We start from the raw sequence: 18,435 nt of genomic DNA, 5'->3' as shown, positions 1-18,435 counted from the left end.
TAAAATTAGATTTTAAATTTTGCGCAAAATTAAACCATTATTATGATTTATTATTACTAAAACGTTAAGAAGTTTTAACACTTTAAAATTAGCCAATTTTAGGCCTGGCTTTATTTTAATCAAATAAAGCTATACAATAGTTTTTAACAATATTTAACTTAATTTCTTGTAATATTCCAATAAATTGGAGGTAGAACTGTCATGACCCGCAATTTGATCTTTGGTGCCAAATTCCTTCAATATTTTTGAAGCTAATTGTTTTCCAAGCTCAACGCCAAATTGATCGTAACTATATACATTCCAAATAACACCTTGCACGAAGATCTTGTGCTCATATAGGGCAATCAATTTGCCCAAACTTTCAGGGGTCAATTGATCAATTAAAATTGTGTTGGTCGGCTTATTGCCTTCAAACACTTTAAATGGTGTAAGTTGTTTTATGGTTTCTTCAGAAGTGTTTTGGCTTTTGAACTCAGCCACCACCTCTTCTTTTGATTTTCCATTTAAGAGCGCTTCAGTTTGCGCTATAAAATTGGACATCAATTTATCCTGATGGTCCTTATTGCCATGAAGTGATTTTGCAAAGCCTATAAAGTCGGCCGGAATGAGTTTTGTGCCCTGATGGATCAATTGAAAAAAGGCGTGCTGCGAATTGGTACCAGGCTCGCCCCAAACAATATTCCCGGTTTGATAGGTAACCTTATCACCATTTCTATCCACGCTTTTACCGTTACTTTCCATATTGGCTTGCTGCAGATAGGTGGCAAATTGATTCAGATATTGGGAGTAACCGATGACGGCTTCGCTTTCTGATTCAAAGAAGTTAGTGTACCAAATGCCAATCAGCGCCAAAACCACAGGGAGGTTCGTTTTAAAATCGGCCGATTTAAAATGATTGTCCATAGCATTGGCACCGGCTAACAACTTATCAAAATTGTCAAAACCTGTAGCCAAACTTATGGATAGACCAACAGCGCTCCACAATGAAAAACGGCCTCCAACCCAAGTCCACATCGGGAAAATATTATCGCCATCAATCCCAAAATCTTTTACCTTTTCAATATTGGTAGATACGGCTACAAAATGTTTGGCCACGTCGTTTTCGGAAGCTGATTTCAAGAACCAGGCTTTGATGGTATTGGCGTTAGATAATGTTTCTTGTGTGGTGAATGTTTTGGAAACAATAACAAAAAGCGTGGTTTCCGGATTGAGCTTTTTCAAAACCTCATTGACATGATCGCCATCCACATTGCTCACAAAATGTGTGGTCAAGTGATTTTTATAATATTGAAGCGCATCCACCACCATGGCAGGCCCCAAATCAGACCCACCAATGCCAATGTTTACCACATCTGTAAATGCTTTATTGGTATAGCCCTTTCTTTTTCCGTCAACAACTCCATTGGTAAAGTCTTTGATTTTCGCTTTTACCTCGTAGATCTCGGGGATGATGTCCTGACCTTCTACCTTGATTTTAGCCGATCTCGGACTTCTCAATGCGGTGTGCAGGACTTCCCTACCCTCTGTTTCATTGATGATATCGCCTTGAAATTGTTTGTCTATTGCCAATTTCAATTGTGTTTCTTCGGCCAATTCCAATAGCAGCGCCATGGTTTTGGCATCCATCCTATTTTTGGAATAATCCACATAAAAATCTTCCCAATGGATGGTCATCTCTGAGGCACGGTTCTCATTTTCAGAAAACCATTGCATCATGTGCACATCTTTTATGCTTTTATAATGCTCTAATAGCTTTTTCCATGCTTTGGTATGGGTCGGGTTGATCTTTGGTAGTGGCATATATTAATTTTTAGTGATGGAATAGCCTTGCTCTATCGTCGTTTCGTTCTGATATTCGTAAGGAATTTTGTCCAAACGCTCTCTCAAAGGAATGATGAAATCCTGGTATTTGACCACCAAATGATTTGGGATCGACTCCGCGGTAGGCAGTTTTTCCTTAAAAGGATCCACCTGATGTCCATTTTTCCAAAAACGGTAACAGACATGTGGCCCACCGGTATTTCCGGTCATGCCCACATAGCCAATCACGTCGCCCTGTTTTACATATTGTCCTTTCTTAACGGCTTGGTTCCGCATGTGCAAATACTGGGTACTGTATGTTTCATTATGTTTGATTTTTACGTACTTGCCATTCCCACCTCGCTGCGTTGATTCGGTGACCGTACCATTTGCCGTGGCCAAAATTGGGGTTCCAATTGGAGCTGCAAAGTCGGTGCCTTTATGCGGTCGCAGAGCATAACCATAATAGGCAATCCGCCGATTGAGGTTGTAGCGTGAAGAGATACGGCCAAAATTAACAGGCGCTTGTAAAAAAGCACGCCTTAAACTTTTGGCGTTTTCATCAAAGAAATCGGCACTTTTTGTAACAGAATCTGTTTCAAATTTAAAGGCATAAAAATCTTCGTCCTTATGTTGAAAATAGGCGGCATCAATGCCTTCCAATCCCGCATAAATGGAATCTTCAATATAACGTTGTCTGTAAATAATCTTGAACCTGTCGCCTTTTTGAAGTTTCCAGAAGTTGATGGTCCAGGCGTAAATATCCGCCATTTCGCCGATCAACGCTTGTGGCAGACCTTGAGAATCCATCGTGACGGACAAGCTGTTGTTAATGACGCCTGAAGCTTCCTTGGTAACAATGGTGACTGGCTTTTTCTCTTTGTAGGTCACAATCGAATCTGCAAAATGGATCACCACATAGTCAATATTATTTTCTTGGTATATAAAGCATTGTGGGGTTTGCAGACTGTCTTTTGACAACAGCAAGGTGTAAGGTTTTCCTATTTGAAGTTTTCTGATATCGTAAGAATCCTTGGCACTTTCCGCAATTTGATAGATTTTGGGATAGTTCATGTTATTTCTTTGCAGAATGGTCCCAAAACTATCGCCGGACCTAATGGTGTCCCGTTTGACCACATAATCATTCAGGTTAAATCCAAATTCTCTTAACTCAACAGGCGCTATATAGGTTTGAAAAGGCTCAGGATTGATTTTTTCAACGTCCTCTTTGCACGACCACATCACCAATCCTAATAAAACTGCTACTACTAAACTTTTTTGATACATTAACTCTCTCAATTTTATATTTCCGTTCCCCAATTTTCCAATTCATTTTCCGTCCAAAGTTGAGGAAAAAATATACGTCTTTGGTGTTTTGGATGCATGTATTTTTTCCAATCACTTCCTCCAGTCCCTTCGCCACCGCCCGATCCACTTTCAATATAGTGTTTGGCTGCGTTATAATGCGCAAACACCCAGGTAATATTCACGGTATAATCATAATGCCGCATGGCTTTCACCAACTCTTCATTTTCTTGATCAGCCTTTGGCAATTCCTTAAACTTGGACCATAGATTTTTAGTATTGTGAGCCTCCATGAAACTTAAGAATTCAGCCTTATAGCGTTTTTCAAAATTGATCAATAAAATTGATTTTTTTCCAGTTTGGTAATCTTTACCCGCTGCTTGCCAGTACAAATGTTCAAACGCATGTGTATAGGATGTATTGCGATCAATATCCTTACGGAAGCGATAATCGATAAGATTGATCAACTCTGTAGAAGCAAATTCAATCAATCGGTATTGTGCACTTTGAAACCCGCTTGCCGGCGTTAAGGTACTTCTAAATTTCATGTATTGATCCACGTCCATCCCTTCCCTCATGATGTTGAACGAGGTGGTCAACATATCAAAATATCTGCTCACCCGCATCAATTTGGAGGTGAAGAACTCAGCCGTCAGCGAATCATTTACGGCAACTTGTTCTATCTCCCAAAGAATCATTTTAAAAAGCAATTCGTTGATTTGATGGTAGCCAATAAACACCATTTCATCAGGAAGTGTGGTCCTCTGTATTTGTAGATTCAACAAAGCATCGGTTTGGATATAGTCCCAATACGTAATAGGCTTACTGTAGAGTAAGCCTTCCAAATAGGTGTGGGTGTCCTGCTCAATTGCAGTGTATTTTTTCTGAAGTTCCCGAAGTATCGGATCGAAATTTTCTGAATTGGACATGTGTTCTAAAACTGTACTTTAAATGAATGTTTTAAGCCTTTAAAAGCTTCTAAATCTGCTCTTAATGAGCCCACGGCCAAATCGGCCTGAATTCGCAACGGAATTTTATTATCGTCAGCACTGACCCACAGAGTCAAGCTTTCCTTTTCCTTAAACACGCGTCCAGCCATCACATAGGGCCTGAACTTTAGGGTTTTGATGGTTCCAAATGTGGTTTTGAGTTCTTCTCTTCCTAAAAACTTGAGCTTGAAATTATAATTCTCTTCATCAAAAAACATGTTTAAGCTCACCACATCACCTTCCTTAATCGTATCTGTATTGTAATTGTTTCTCAAATAATAAAATGCCGAAACCATGTCTTGAACGTTGTCTTCAATAGCATGCGATGATTTGGTTTTCGTTTTTTTATTATTGACATGTGCCTTTGCAGCAGCATGGTCAAATTCTATTTCAATATCCTTGGTGTACCCACCTTCATCAATATTCCTGATAAACTTATAGGGCATTCCAGTTTGTTTATCAAAATAGGATTCATAACGGTCCTTTACCTTAAAGAACCATCTGATCGCTCCAGTAGTCCAACCCTTGCCCACCACATGAAAGACCTCTCTTCCATTCAATTTGGACTCCTTTACTTCCAATGTCGCATTCCCCGCTTTTAAAAATCCGCTATAACTCATCTTGAACTTGAACCACTCCCCTTCCTGAAAGGCGTGTTTTTCTTGAGCAGAGACGCTGAGGATTACGAAGCATAGTGCAATAACTAAGTTTACTTTTCTCATAGTTTAAATAATTGTAAATAAAATCTTCACTAAGATTTCGTATATATCCTCAAGAATTACAATTAGCGTTCCAAAAGTATTAAAACAATAAAACTCCGTCAAATTAATGCGGAGTTTTAAACGTTAAATATTTGTTAGCGTTTGGCTTATAAAGTGCCACGCAACTGCTGTTCTCTCTCAATCGATTCAAAAAGCGCCTTAAAGTTTCCAGCCCCAAAGCCTTTTGCCCCCATACGCTGGATAATTTCAAAAAATAGAGTGGGTCTATCTTGTACAGGTTTTGTGAAAATCTGCAACAAATAGCCCTCTTCATCGGCATCAATCATGATCCCCAAACTTTTAAGTTTTTCAATATCTTCGCGCAATTCATGGCTATAGGTTTCCAAACGCCCAGGTACTGCTTTATAGTATTCTTCTGGTGGCGTGGACAAGAATTCTACGCCCCGTGATTTCAATTGCGAAACCGTGGTAATGATATCATCCGTGGCCACAGCGATGTGCTGCACCCCAGGACTTTCATAAAAATCGAGGTATTCTTCAATTTGAGAACGCTTTTTACCCTCAGCAGGTTCATTGATCGGGAATTTGATACGGCCGTTGCCATTGCTCATCACCTTACTCATCAAGGCTGAATATTCGGTATGGATCTGCTTGTCGTCAAAAGACAAGAAATTAACAAAGCCCATGACCTCTTCATACCATTTGACCCAAATATCCATTTCTCCCCAACCGACATTGCCGACCATGTGGTCAATAAATTTTAATCCCGTAGGTTCTGGATTGTAATCCGATTTCCATTCCCTAAACCCTGGCATAAAAGTACCTTTATAACTTTTGCGCTCCACAAACATATGAACCGTTTCGCCATAGGTATAAATACCTGCTGTGACTACTTCGCCATGCTCATCTTTCTCTACTTTTGGTTCCATATAGGATTTGGCACCGCGTTTGGTAGTTTCTTCATAAGCACTACGGGCATCGTCCACCCAAAGGGCAACAACTTTGACGCCATCGCCATGCTTGACGATATGGTCGTTGATTGGCGATTGGCTATTTAATGGCGTGGTCAATACCAATCGGATCTTATCCTGTTTGAGGACATAACTCACGGCATCCCTTGATCCCGTCTCCAAACCTTTATAGGCATAAGATTGAAATCCGAAAGCCGTTTTATAAAAATGCGCTGCTTGTTTCGCATTTCCTACGTAAAACTCTACGTAGTCTGTTCCAAGAAGAGGCAAAAAATCATCTGCGCCTTCAAAAATTTTCTCCAGTCCGTATTCTACGGAAGATATATCTTTACTCATGATTGTTTTTTTAAACCATAGAAAAAAGAGATTAGAAAAGAGACCTACCTGATCTTTATTCTATGTCTCGATTTCTCCTGATGGTTGTTAGTTTAAAATATATGCGGCAATGCCCACTTTTTGTTTTAGTTTGATTCTTGTTGAACTTCTCTGATAATTCCATCTTTTGGTTTTGGCTGTCTTGACACTTAAATCGGGGATCTAGTTTTTATTTATGAATAATAGTTTAAAATATTGACGACACTAGCCTGATTTTTTCCATTTTAGTGCTGACTCTTATTGAGCTTCCTTATTAATGCCATCCATTAGTTTTCGCTGTCTTGGTCCTTGAATCTTGACTCTTTTTTCTATTCTCCAAGTCTTGACTCTTGAACCATTGATGTCCAATAAAGAATCAAGACCGCTTCGCTGTTAGAATCAACCAGCCTGCCGGCAGGTAGGGAACAATCCCGAAAACTTTCGGGGTGATTGTAAATAATTGATAAACAGTATGCTTATAAAATAAAACTACCTTCTCTTGAATCTTGAATCTTGAATCTTGACTCTTGACTCCTGAATCTTGACTCCTGAATCTTGACTCTTGACTCTTGACTCTTAACTCATTATCAATTCTCTATATTCGTTTCTCTATCTTCTATTTTCTTAATTCTTATTTAAAGCCACGACTTAAAATACTCCTCATCCGCAATTTTCAAAGCCTCTTCCGTAATTTTCAAAGGCCTGAACGTGTCAACCATAACAGCCAGTTCATCGGTTTTTGTCTTCCCGATGCTGCGTTCTACCGATCCAGGATGTGGTCCGTGCGGAATACCTGCGGGATGCAACGAGATATGGCCTGGGCCAACATCATTACGACTCATAAAATCGCCATCGACATAATATAGCACCTCATCACTATCAATATTACTGTGATTGTAGGGCGCTGGAATGCTCAACGGATGGTAATCATACAACCGAGGCACAAAACTGCATACCACAAACGCATCGGTTTCAAAAGTTTGATGCACTGGTGGCGGCTGGTGGATGCGCCCGGTTATAGGTTCAAAATCGTGGATGGAAAAAGCGTACGGATAATTATACCCATCATAGCCCACCACATCAAAAGGATGCGAGGCATAGACCATCTCAAAGATATCGTCCTGTTTTTTAACCTTGATCAAGAAGTCTCCGGTTTCATTATAGGTTTCCAGCTCCTCTGGCCTTCGGATATCACGTTCGCAATAGGGTGAATGCTCCAACAATTGTCCAAACCAGTTTCTATAACGTTTGGGCATATAAATTGGTCGGCGCGATTCGACTATAAACAAGCGGTTGTCTTCGGTATCAAAATCCATTTTATAGATGATGCCTCTTGGTACCAGCAGATAGTCGCCGTATTTGAAGTCGAGGTTCCCCAAATGGGTCCTTAGCTTTCCACTGCCTTTATGGATGAAGATCAATTCATCGGCATCGGTGTTTTTATAGAAATAGTCTTTTGTGGACTGTTTTGGTGCGGCCAAAATAATGCTGCAATCGGAATTGGTGAGGACGGTTTTTCGGCTTTCCAGATAATCATTTTCTGGTTTGACCTCAAAGCCGCGCAATCGATACGATTGGATATGATTGGCTTTGGCAATTTTAGGCGCCACATTATATTGCTTTTGAATGGCTTTTACCTGTGTTGGGCGCTGTTCGTGATAGGAGTTGGTGTACATCCCATCAAAACCGATCGTCCCAAACAACTGTTCAGCATACAACGTCCCATCCGGTTTGCGGAATTGGGTATGTCTTTTTGGGGGGATTTTTCCGAGTTTATGGTAAAATGGCATTTTTTTCTTGAGTTATGGAGTTATCAGTTCCCGCCTTCGCAAATGCTGCGGAAGGGCAAGCTGGGTTATGAGTTATGAGTTATGAGTTATGAGTTTGAGGTTCAAAATTTAAGATTTTACTTCAACTTCAATTTCAACTTCAATTTCCCCTTTTGGGGACATGCTTAGTTAAAAGGCAATTGAATGTTCACTTATAAAGATACGAAATTGATGAGATTCCTGCTTTCGTAGGAATAAAAATTGGTGAGATTAGCTTGCGCTGAACCTAAACGGTTTCCTGCCTTCGCAGGAATAAAATAAGACGTAATTATTCTGGATTCCTTTTCATAAGGAATTGAAGATAAAGAAGTAAACCATTCCAGGATTGTGTGGCCATGTCACAAATATAGAAAAAAGAATTTGAAATAATCTAATTCTATGCTTACAGAAAGCTTTTTCTAAAACAATCTAAAAATAATTCAGATTACGGTTTTCCCGTAGTTCTCAACACTGACAATACTTGGCAAGGCTAAAAACGCTAACCCATTTATTGTCAATGCGAAGGATTGAAATAAACGTAAAATAAATTTGTATTTATCCATTTTTTTTTTTTTATGTTTGACACGTTGATGATGGTTTTTGGAGTCATTACAAAGTCGCTTCTTGGCCATTAAAGACGAAATTGGATTGATCCAAAAACCAGCTGGTTTATTTTTTTAAGACTTTGTAAGGTATTGACTTTGTAAAACACGACTTTGTAATTTTTAAAGACTTTGTAGGAAAAACAAGTTATTAACCAAACCTATTAAAAATAATGTAGGTTTTAAATTTAGAAATTATGAATAAAATATTTAATGTATTAGTAATTGTTCTTTTTATGAGCAGCTTCTTGAATGCTTCAGGGAAAATAAAAACAACTGAAATTCATAATTATGACCATTGTTCTCTTCAAGCAAGTATCATAGAATTTGGTGCTCTTCGTTATGGATTTTCACAATCCGAAGCATATGAAATGGGCAGTAATTCATTTGATTACTGCGTAGATAAAGCAAATCTTGAGTCGGCAATGTATTGGGAGAATAACTAATAAAAATGAAAAATAGTTTTATAGCCATATTTTTTTGCGTTTTTGCTTCAATTTCGTTTGCACAGTCGATTTATGTTGATTATAAGCTAATTGCTAACACTAAATCACTTAATCAAATCGAACCCAAAGAAGAAATACCCAATGAAGCTATAAAAGTATTTAAAGAAGCTTTTGTTTTAATCAATTCAATGAAAATGCATTTAGAGGCTAATAAAACAGAAGCTTTATTTTGGGGAGATAACTTGATGAACAGCGATGTTGATCCAATGGTTTACAATATGGCTAAAATCATGGTAGGTAATGATAAACCTTATCGAACTGATCTTAAAACTGGTGTTATTTATAAACGAACAGAGGCCTTTGGTAAAATATTTTTAATAAAGGATTCGATCAATTCAATGGATTGGAAGCTAACGAAAGAACAAAAAAAGATAGGCAACTATACATGTTTTAAGGCAACAGCTAACTATTGGGTTATAAATAGTGCAGGTAAATTTAAGAAAGAGGTCATTGCGTGGTACTCTCCAAGCATTTCGTATAATTTTGGTCCTAAAAATTTCAGTGGTTTACCAGGTTTAATATTAGAATTAACCGATGACAAAATTGTTTATGTCATGGATAAAATTACATTTAATCCTGAAAATATAAAAATAGATGGTTTTAAAAAGGGTACTATTGTTTCTAATGAAGAATTTGAAAGTTTGGCCGAAAAAGCTATGGAAATAAGAAATAATGACAGAAAAAAATTCTAAAAGAAATTTGTTAAAATCCATGCTTTTAAAAATCCTGCTACTTTTAGCAGGATTTTCTTCTTATGCCCAACAAGTCAAGGTTTCAGGTAAAGTCACAGACACCCTTCAAAACCCATTGGCCTACGCCAACATTTTGGCAATCCCTTAAAATGATAGTGAAGAGGTGAAAATTGTTATTATTCTAGACCATCGCTTTTGGTTAATTCCAAAAAAAACAGCCATCTCTTATTTGAAATGAATTATTTTAAACTCAGAATTCTCTTCTCTAAATCCATCTTTTTAGTGAACTATTATAAAAATGGTTAAAAACAATTCGGATTACGGCTTTCCCGTAGTTTTCAACACTGACAATACTTGACAAAGCTAAAAAACCTAACCAATTTATTTTCAAGGTGAAGCATTAAAATAAAGGCAAAAAAAAATTGTATTTATCGTTTTTTTTTTTTTTATGTTTGACACGTTGATGATGGTTTTTGGAGTCATTACAAAGTCACTTCTTAGCCATTAAAGACGACATTGGATTGATCCAAAAACCAGCTGGTTTATTTTTTTTAAGACTTTGTAACTTATTGACTTTGTAAAACACGACTTTGTAATTTTTAAAGACTTTGTAGGAAAAACAAGTTATTAACCAAACCTATTAAAAATAATGTAGGTTTTAAAATTTAGAAATTATGAAAAAAGTATTTAGTTTATTTGCGGCAGTTCTATTTTTTACTGTCTCCTTGAATGCAAACACTTCTATGATGAATAATCAAATTGAAGATTCACCTGGAGACTGTTTTGAAATGGCAATGGGTGTTTATGAAGCAGCAGTATTCACGTGGAATGACAGAGCGCGAGCTTTAGAATTGGGTGCCTGGGTTTATGAAGACTGTATGGAAAGCGAGGCTGGAACTTATTAAAGTTAAAAAATGAATATCAAACTAACTTTTCTATTACTGTTTTTAACATTCATTGGGTTTTCTCAAAATCAAGAAAACTCTGGATTGGTTGTTTATAAAATCACTGCTTCTAAAAAGAAGAGCGATCAGGGTGTTAAAGACAGTAATATTGACTTTTACAATAGAACCATTTCCAGATTGGATGAGTTAAAATATCATCTTGAATTCAATAAAGAAAAGTCTCTTTTTAAAATAGAGAACGCTTTGGTTAATGATACTGACAAGAGTGACTTTTTTCTGAAATCAGCCAAGTTATTTGGAGGTGAGGAAATTTACTTCACAAATTTAAAAGATAAAAAAGTTACCATTCAAAGAACAATGCTTGGTGAGATCTTTCTAATAGAGGATGCGATACAAACAGATTGGAAATTGACTTCCGAAACAAAATTAATAGCAAACTACAAGTGTTTAAAAGCCGAGATGATCCTTGAAAAAAATAAAATCTACGTCAATGACATTAAAATTACAGCTTGGTTTACTCCTGAAATCCCCCTACCTTTCGGTCCAAGAGGTTACAACGGACTTCCAGGATTAATTTTAGAATTAAACTATGGTGACATTAATTATTATGCAACAGAGATAAAGTTTGAAAACCAAGTACAAATCAGTAAACCGACTCAAGGTATCAAAATAACATCTGAAGAGTTTGAAACCTACATTTCACAAAAAATTGACGAGTATGGTTTTGAGAACAAATCTAAAAATTAAGGTTTTGTGAAGCCTATAAAAACAAAATATTCATTTCATGATACTTTGAAATAAATAATTTAAACTCCGAATTCTCTTCTCTAAATCCATATTTTTAGTGAACTATTATAAAAATGGTTAAAAATAATTCAGATTACGGCTTTCCCGTAGTTTTCAACACTGACAATACTCGGAAAGCGTCAAAAATCGAACAAAATTATTAATAGTAAGATCTCCCAAAACTAATGCACAAAATAGTTGTCTTTTTCGTTTTTTTTTTTTTATGTTTACATTGTTGATGATGGTTTTTGGAGTCATTGGTTACTTCGGTTCGATTTGTGCCAGTGATTTCGGTTTCATAGTGCCAGGCATTTCGGTTCAAACTGTGCCACTTTTGCCTGTGTGTTAATAACCCATAACGGTTCGATTTGTGCCACTTTGAAAGATCAAGTATTAATTACCTTATCGCTTAAAAGAATGCGATATGGCCAACACACTTGATCCAATGGACTTAAAACAAATCATTTCCCTGTATATTGATGGGTTCAGCAACCGTAAGATAGGTGCTACCCTCGGGATATCCCGCAACACGGTAAACAATTATGTGCGGCTGTTCAAGGCCAGCACCCGTTCCTTAGAAGAGCTTTTGGCCAGTGACAATGTTGCCCTTGAGGCACTTTTCCCTTCCAGTACCACCATAGCCAATCCCCGCTATGAGGAGCTCATGTTGTATTTTGACGGCATCAATAAGGCACGGAACCATCCGGGGTTTACCTTTCTGTTCCATTATCAGGAATATCTACAGACCGCTAAGGAGCCCTATAGCTATACCCAGTTCATGGAGCATTACAACCGTAAATATGCAAAGGTGAGGGGATCCATGAAATTGGAACATGATCCGGGCAATGAGATGTATATCGACTTCGCCGGCAAGAAGCTGCAGATCGTGGATCGGTCCACCGGGGAACTCATCGCGGTTGAAGTCTTCGTGGCCATCCTGCCCAACAGCCAGTACACCTATGTGGAAGCCTGCCATAGCCAAAAGAGAGCGGATTTTATTACCTGCTGTGGACATGCCCTGGAGTTTTATGGCGGCGTTCCCAAGGCCATCGTCTCCGATAATCTAAAGTCGGCCGTAACCCGTGCCAGTCGTTATGAGGCAGATATCAACCGTAGTTTTAAGGACTTTGCCAGGCACTACAACTGCGTGATCAATCCGACCCGTGGCTATTCCCCGCAGGACAAGGCCCTTGTGGAAAATGCGGTCCATCTTGCCTACCAGCGCATCTATTACCCTCTGCGCAATATGACCTTCTTCTCCCTGGAGGAGCTCAACAAAGAGATCCGCAAGCTGTTGACGGCCTATAACAATCTACTGTTCAAAAGAAAGCAGGCCAGCCGCCTGGAGCTCTTCCAGTCCATAGAAAAGGGCCATTTAAAATCACTTCCAACAAGTCCCTACCAGCTTAAGGACTATTGCCGTGCCAAGGTACAGAAGATGGGCTATGTGTACTTCTCACCAGATAAAAGTTATTATAGCGTACCCTACCGCTACATAGGCCAGCAGACCCAGATCCATTATACCTCCACAACGGTGGAAGTGTATTATAACCATCAGCGGATAGCCCTGCACCGGCGCAATCCGAGAAAGGGAAACTACAACACCGATCGCGACCACCTGAGCAGTACCCACAAATATTATGTGGACTGGAGCCCCGAGTTCTTTAAAAAGAAGGCAGCTGTCCACGGAGAAAACGTAGTGGCATGTATCGATACCATCATCGCCTCCGGGGATTACCCCGAGATCGGCTACAAACGGGCCATGGGGCTTATACAGTTGCACAAGGCCTATGGCTCACAGCGCTTGGACAGCGCATGCAAAAGGGCCATACGGGCAGATGCGGTCGCATACCAGCGCATCAAGAACATCCTGAAGAACAACCTGGACCAGTCTTCCCTGTTCTACCAAGACCTAGAGGAAGAGAAACCCCATATCCCCGTACATGGGAATCTCCGGGGAGCTTCGGCATATCAATAAATAAAATATTTAATCAATAAACTCTATAATTATGAACAACAATCAAACTGTTGAAAAACTAAAACAAATGCGTCTGAACGCCATGGCAGATCTGCACCTCCAGCAGATCAGGGAAAACCGCACCACGAACCTTACGGCCGATGAATACCTGGCATTGCTCACGGACCATCAGTGGGAGGACCATAAGAACCGAAAGATCCAAAGGCTCCTCAAGCAGGCAACCTTCCGGGGACAGGCAGCCCTGGCGGAAGTGGATTACACCCAACAGCGCAATCTGGACAAAAATATGTTCCTGCGCCTGGGGTGCCTTGATTTTATAAAACGAAAGGAGAACATCATTATGACGGGTGCTTCCGGAGTTGGAAAAAGCTATCTGGCCCAGTCCTTGGGGCATCAAGCGTGCATGATGGAATATCGTACCATCTATGCCAACACCGCTCGTTTGTTAAAAAGATTAAAGCTCAGCAAGGCAGATGGAACCTATTTGAAAGAACTGGCAAAGCTCCTAAAGGCAGATCTACTTATATTGGACGACTTTGGCCTACAGGCATTTGACGGCCATGCAAGAGAATCGCTTATGGATATAATCGATGACCGCTACAACCGATCCTCCACCATCATCTTATCCCAGATCCCGGTCTCCGCCTGGTATGACATCATTGGAGAAGGAACCATAGCTGATGCAATCCTGGACCGGATCGTAAACTCCTCACACAGGATAGACCTCAAAGGAGAATCCTTAAGAAAAGGAGCTTTGAAGAACGAATAACATTAATTTTTTATATAATTGCAGTATCTTTTAAAGTGGCACGGTTTGACCGAAACACGTGGCACCATCACTCCGAAATAGCCAGTCATTACAAAGTCACTTCTGAGCTGTTTGAAACAAACTGGATTGATCCAAAAACCAGCTGGTTTATTTTTTTTAAGACTTTGTAACTTATTGACTTTGTAAAACACGACTTTGTAATTTTTTTAAGACTTTGTAGAAAAAAGTTATTAACCAAACCTATTAAAATAATGTAGGTTTTAAAATTTAGAAATTTATGAAATATTTAAAAAAAACGGTTAGTGTTTTAGCCATTGTTCTTTTTATGGGAAGCACTTTAAATGCCAATGTTATATACCAACCAAATGTTGAAGACAACTTAATTCAAGAAGTTAGTTGCTTAAGAGGAGCTCATTCTGGAGCTCGAGCTTTTGCAATTATGTTTGATTTAAATTACGAACAAGAATATCTTTTATTTGATTCATTGTTGGAACATTGTGTCCTGAACGGAGGATGGTAAAAACAAATTAACTGAGGGTAAGAATTTATCCTCAGTTTTAAATAAAAAATTTAAAAGAATGAAAGAACTTTTTTTTGTTTTAATGACGTTTGTTACACTTTTTTGTATCGGTCAGAACAAAAGTGGTGTTGCATATTATACTAAAGAATCTAAATTAAACAATGAGAAATTAAACAATTCAGATGTTAAGGAGGAATTGAAAAAGGCCATTTCGAATGTTAATGAGACTATCGGAAGTAATGAGTATGTTTTGAAATTTAACCCAAACTTTGCCAAGTATCAGTTAGTTGAAAAAATGAATTCTGATGAGAATTCAAGTTTTAAGAATAAATTGGCTTTGGCTTTTAGTGGTTTTAATGGAGTTGCCTTCTTTGATAAAAAAATTGGTCATTTGATTATTAAAAAAGAGATATTAGATGAAACGTTTTTAATAACCACAAAGTTTGAGGAAATGAATTGGATTTTAACAAAGGAGAAGTTGATTTTAAATGGCTTGACTTGCTATAAGGCTAAGAAAGTATTGATAAAAGAAGGTAGAAATGGGGTAATTGAAACTGAAATTACAGTTTGGTATACGCCAGAAATAAATTTACCATATGGACCTGATGGTTTTGGAGGATTACCTGGCTTAATCATTCAATTAGAAAATGGCAATATTGTTACAACCTTAGATAAGATTGAGTTCGTTGATAAAGAAATAAAGATAACCTTACCAACCAAAGGTAAGAAATTAACTGAAGGTGAATTCAACGCATTTATGAAAGACTTTTCCATGAATAGAGAAAAATATATTAATAAGAATTAAATCATACTTTAATTCCCTTTCATGGAGTAATATCATATAATTGGAACAATATTTGCCAGGTGCTTTTCGGAAAATTGAAATCATTTCAATTGCGATATAAATTAGGAATAACAGTCCGAAAAATGAACCATGAACAATATTTATAAAGGATATCAAACATATATTATAACGTTTTAAACCAATTGTAAAATTGTTCTGCTATATAAATTCTTTTTTTAAAACCCCATTTTTCACTTTTCTTCTATTTGGGGTTTTCTTCTATTCAAATGCCCAACAAATCAAAGTTTCCGGAAAAGTAACCGACACCCTAAAAACCCCATTAGCCTACGCCAACATTCTCGCCATCCCAAAAAACGACAACGAAGAAGTTCGCTTCGCCATTACAGAGGATAATGGCAACTACACCCTTGGACTTTCAAAAAACCAAACCTATACCTTAACAGTGAGTTTTTTGGGCTTTACACCACAAACAATGGTCATGACTACTACAGAAGAAGACCCCATCCAAAATTTTACACTTCAAGAAAACCCTGACCAGTTGGACGAAGTCACCATCAATTACACACCGCCCATAGTGGTCAAAAAAGACACCATAACTTACGATGTTAATAAATTTGTTACTGGTGAAGAACGAAAACTACGGGATGCGCTTAAAAAACTCCCAGGTGTAGAAGTGGACCGCGCTGGCAACGTTACCGTACAGGGCAAAAAAGTGACCAAGGTATTGGTAGAAAACAAAACCTTTTTTACAGGCGATAGCAAATTGGCGGTCAATAATATTCCGGCAGACGCGGTTGATAAAGTAGAAATACTTGACAATTACAACGAGGTGGCCATGCTCAAGGGTTTACAGGATAATGAAGACATGGCCATGAACATTAAACTAAAGGAAGACAAAAAGAAATTTACCTTTGGAGACCTTGAGGCCGGTGCGGGTATCAAAGACCGTTATGTGATCCATCCCAACCTGTTTTATTACAGCCCTAAAACCAACGTCAATTTTATTGGCGACCTCAACAATCAAGGTGTTAAAAGTTTTAGTTTTAGGGATTATTTGGAGTTTGAAGGTGGCTTTGGCAAACTCTTAAGTGATGCCAGCAGCTATTTTGATCTTTTCAATAGTGATTTTGCACGGTACCTCAACAATCAAGATTATACCGCAAATACCAACCAGTTTGGGGCTTTAAATATTAGACAGGCCATCAACAACGTCACGGATGTTAGTGGTTACATTATCAGTTCAAATAGTAAGACCGATACCGAGAGCCATATTACAAATGAGTATTTGAACAACGAAGACCCCTATTTTGAAAACCGTACCACCACCAACAACTTCAATAACTTTTTCACGATTGGTAAACTCACCTTGAATTATAAGCCAAGTTTTGAGGAAGATTTCGCCTATAATAGTTTTATTAAGGTAACCAATAATGACAGTAAGGGATTGATCAATACCATCAACCCCATTCAAAACAATAGCATAGCCACTAATACTGATATCAAAGCCCTGAATCTTAAACAGAACATTACCTACAGTCGGAAACTGTCCAAAAACCATACAGGTACCTTAGAAGCCACCTATACCTTTCAAAATGACAAACCCCTAACGGAATGGTTGACCAACCAACAAATCCTACAAGGCTTGATCCCCTTGGAAGATGATGACCTTTATGATATTTTACAGACCAAACGCAATAGTGCACACAACGTCAATGCCATTATAAAAGACTATTGGGTACTCAATAATTTTAATCATATCTATACAAGTGTGGGCGTTAATGCAGCTTTCACCAATTTTTACAATCAGGATTTGCAACAATTGAGCAATGGCACCATCAACAACTTTAATACTGCAGGTTTTGGCAATGATTTTAGCTATGATTTTCTGAACACCTTTGTTGGGCTGGAATACAAGTTCCAGATCGGGATTGCCACGTTCAAACCGATGCTATACACCCATTTTTACAGTTGGCAGACCCAACAGTTTGATGAAAAAAGCAATCAAACCAAAGCTCTGATATTGCCCCAATTTACCACCAAAATAGAATTCAATAACAGTGAAAGGATCAATTTCAAATACAGCCTCAATGCACGTTTCCAGGGTATTGAGCAACTTGCCAACAATTTCGTTTTGAACAATTTCAATAGCGTTTATAAAGGCAATGCCACTTTGGAAAATCAATTATACCATACGGTGAGTTTGAACTATCACAAGTTCAGTCTATTTAGAAATTTAAACCTTAACCTCAACACCAATTTCAATAAAAAAGTAGAACATTTTAAGAATGTCACCCAATTACAAGGCATTGAACAATACAGCACGCCTGTTTTCTTTGATTTGCCAGAACATAGTTGGAGCGTTAACGGTACGATTTCAAAAAAAATCAACAAGATTCGTTACAAATTGCGAAGTACCTTTAACTATAACGACTTTTACCAAATTTTAAACGACGACACACATCTGAATATTTCAAAATCCGTTTCCTCAACCGTCAGCGCGGAGACTTTCTTTAAAAAATTGCCAAATATTGAAATTGGCTATAAAAAAGATTTCAATGCCTACCGATCGTCCAACGTGAGCAGTAATTTCGAAAACGATGGCTTTTTTGCCATTCTACACTATGATTTCTTAAGCGATTTTATCTTTAAGGCAGATTATGCTTTTGACAGTTATCACAACAAAAGCAACAACACTAAAAATACTTTTGACACGGCAAACGCGTCCTTGTTTTATCAATTGGAGGATAGTCCGTGGGGCTTTGAAATCAACGCTACAAATTTATTTGATATGCGGTTTAAGCAACAGAATTCATTCAACAGTTTTTTGATCAGTGACAGTAAAACGTTTATAATGCCGAGAATTATAATGTTTAAAGTGGCTTATAAGCTATAAAAAAATCACATTCACCTGTCCTTCTGAGCG

The 18,435-nt window shown here is 38.0% G+C and carries 17 protein-coding genes; 10 read left to right on the top strand and 7 right to left on the bottom strand.

Annotation, left to right across the window (positions count from 1 at the left end):
* Positions 1-153 precede the first annotated feature (153 nt).
* The 7 genes from pgi to G6N06_RS20030 form a co-directional block, all read right to left on the bottom strand.
* A complete protein-coding gene (gene pgi / locus G6N06_RS13220) occupies positions 154-1,800 on the bottom strand; it encodes a glucose-6-phosphate isomerase (RefSeq protein WP_163517231.1) in 1,647 nt (548 codons plus the stop codon).
* 3 nt (positions 1,801-1,803) lie between these two features.
* On the bottom strand, positions 1,804-3,087 hold the full coding sequence (locus G6N06_RS13215) for a peptidoglycan DD-metalloendopeptidase family protein (RefSeq protein WP_163517230.1): 1,284 nt from the start codon (positions 3,085-3,087) through the stop codon (positions 1,804-1,806).
* A 14-nt stretch (positions 3,088-3,101) separates the two neighbouring features.
* Complete coding sequence (locus G6N06_RS13210; RefSeq protein WP_163517229.1) at positions 3,102-4,034, bottom strand: tryptophan 2,3-dioxygenase family protein; 933 nt, start codon at positions 4,032-4,034, stop codon at positions 3,102-3,104.
* Between the two features lie 5 nt (positions 4,035-4,039).
* Complete coding sequence (locus tag G6N06_RS13205; protein ID WP_163517228.1) at positions 4,040-4,816, bottom strand: DUF3108 domain-containing protein; 777 nt, start codon at positions 4,814-4,816, stop codon at positions 4,040-4,042.
* A 146-nt stretch (positions 4,817-4,962) separates the two neighbouring features.
* Positions 4,963-6,123, bottom strand: coding sequence for a 4-hydroxyphenylpyruvate dioxygenase (hppD, locus tag G6N06_RS13200; RefSeq protein ID WP_163517227.1), 1,161 nt, complete (start codon positions 6,121-6,123; stop codon positions 4,963-4,965).
* A gap of 653 nt (positions 6,124-6,776) precedes the next feature.
* Positions 6,777-7,931 (bottom strand): homogentisate 1,2-dioxygenase, encoded by a 1,155-nt coding sequence (locus tag G6N06_RS13195; RefSeq protein ID WP_163517226.1) that lies wholly within the window; start codon positions 7,929-7,931, stop codon positions 6,777-6,779.
* 458 nt (positions 7,932-8,389) lie between these two features.
* Positions 8,390-8,512 carry a hypothetical protein gene (locus G6N06_RS20030; protein ID WP_262890117.1) on the bottom strand — a complete coding sequence of 41 codons (123 nt, stop codon included), beginning with the start codon at positions 8,510-8,512 and terminating at the stop codon, positions 8,390-8,392.
* A 236-nt stretch (positions 8,513-8,748) separates the two neighbouring features.
* Here G6N06_RS20030 and G6N06_RS13190 point away from each other — a divergent pair, with 236 nt between their 5' ends.
* From G6N06_RS13190 to G6N06_RS13150, 10 genes are all read left to right on the top strand, one after another.
* Positions 8,749-8,997: a hypothetical protein gene (locus G6N06_RS13190; protein WP_163517225.1), complete on the top strand. Its 249-nt coding sequence runs from the start codon at positions 8,749-8,751 to the stop codon at positions 8,995-8,997.
* A gap of 5 nt (positions 8,998-9,002) precedes the next feature.
* Positions 9,003-9,749: a GLPGLI family protein gene (locus G6N06_RS13185; RefSeq protein ID WP_163517224.1), complete on the top strand. Its 747-nt coding sequence runs from the start codon at positions 9,003-9,005 to the stop codon at positions 9,747-9,749.
* Between the two features lie 19 nt (positions 9,750-9,768).
* Entirely contained in the window at positions 9,769-9,897 is a 129-nt protein-coding gene (locus tag G6N06_RS20025) for a hypothetical protein (RefSeq protein WP_262890116.1), read from the top strand.
* A gap of 526 nt (positions 9,898-10,423) precedes the next feature.
* Positions 10,424-10,654 carry a hypothetical protein gene (locus tag G6N06_RS13180; RefSeq protein WP_163517223.1) on the top strand — a complete coding sequence of 77 codons (231 nt, stop codon included), beginning with the start codon at positions 10,424-10,426 and terminating at the stop codon, positions 10,652-10,654.
* A gap of 9 nt (positions 10,655-10,663) precedes the next feature.
* Positions 10,664-11,401 (top strand): GLPGLI family protein, encoded by a 738-nt coding sequence (locus G6N06_RS13175; protein WP_163517222.1) that lies wholly within the window; start codon positions 10,664-10,666, stop codon positions 11,399-11,401.
* A 463-nt stretch (positions 11,402-11,864) separates the two neighbouring features.
* A complete protein-coding gene (gene istA / locus G6N06_RS13170; protein ID WP_163517221.1) occupies positions 11,865-13,418 on the top strand; it encodes an IS21 family transposase in 1,554 nt (517 codons plus the stop codon).
* A gap of 31 nt (positions 13,419-13,449) precedes the next feature.
* Positions 13,450-14,187 carry an IS21-like element helper ATPase IstB gene (istB, locus tag G6N06_RS13165; protein WP_163517220.1) on the top strand — a complete coding sequence of 246 codons (738 nt, stop codon included), beginning with the start codon at positions 13,450-13,452 and terminating at the stop codon, positions 14,185-14,187.
* A 277-nt stretch (positions 14,188-14,464) separates the two neighbouring features.
* Complete coding sequence (locus G6N06_RS13160; RefSeq protein WP_163517219.1) at positions 14,465-14,707, top strand: hypothetical protein; 243 nt, start codon at positions 14,465-14,467, stop codon at positions 14,705-14,707.
* Positions 14,708-14,765: 58 nt separating this feature from the next.
* Positions 14,766-15,512 (top strand): GLPGLI family protein, encoded by a 747-nt coding sequence (locus G6N06_RS13155; RefSeq protein ID WP_163517218.1) that lies wholly within the window; start codon positions 14,766-14,768, stop codon positions 15,510-15,512.
* Positions 15,513-15,702: 190 nt separating this feature from the next.
* Positions 15,703-18,405, top strand: coding sequence for a carboxypeptidase-like regulatory domain-containing protein (locus tag G6N06_RS13150; RefSeq protein WP_240338065.1), 2,703 nt, complete (start codon positions 15,703-15,705; stop codon positions 18,403-18,405).
* Positions 18,406-18,435 lie beyond the last annotated feature (30 nt).

The sequence above is a fragment of the Gelidibacter japonicus genome, assembly GCF_010725055.1.
Taxonomy (GTDB): domain Bacteria; phylum Bacteroidota; class Bacteroidia; order Flavobacteriales; family Flavobacteriaceae; genus Gelidibacter; species Gelidibacter japonicus.
This window is presented reverse-complemented; position numbering and strand designations above follow the sequence as displayed.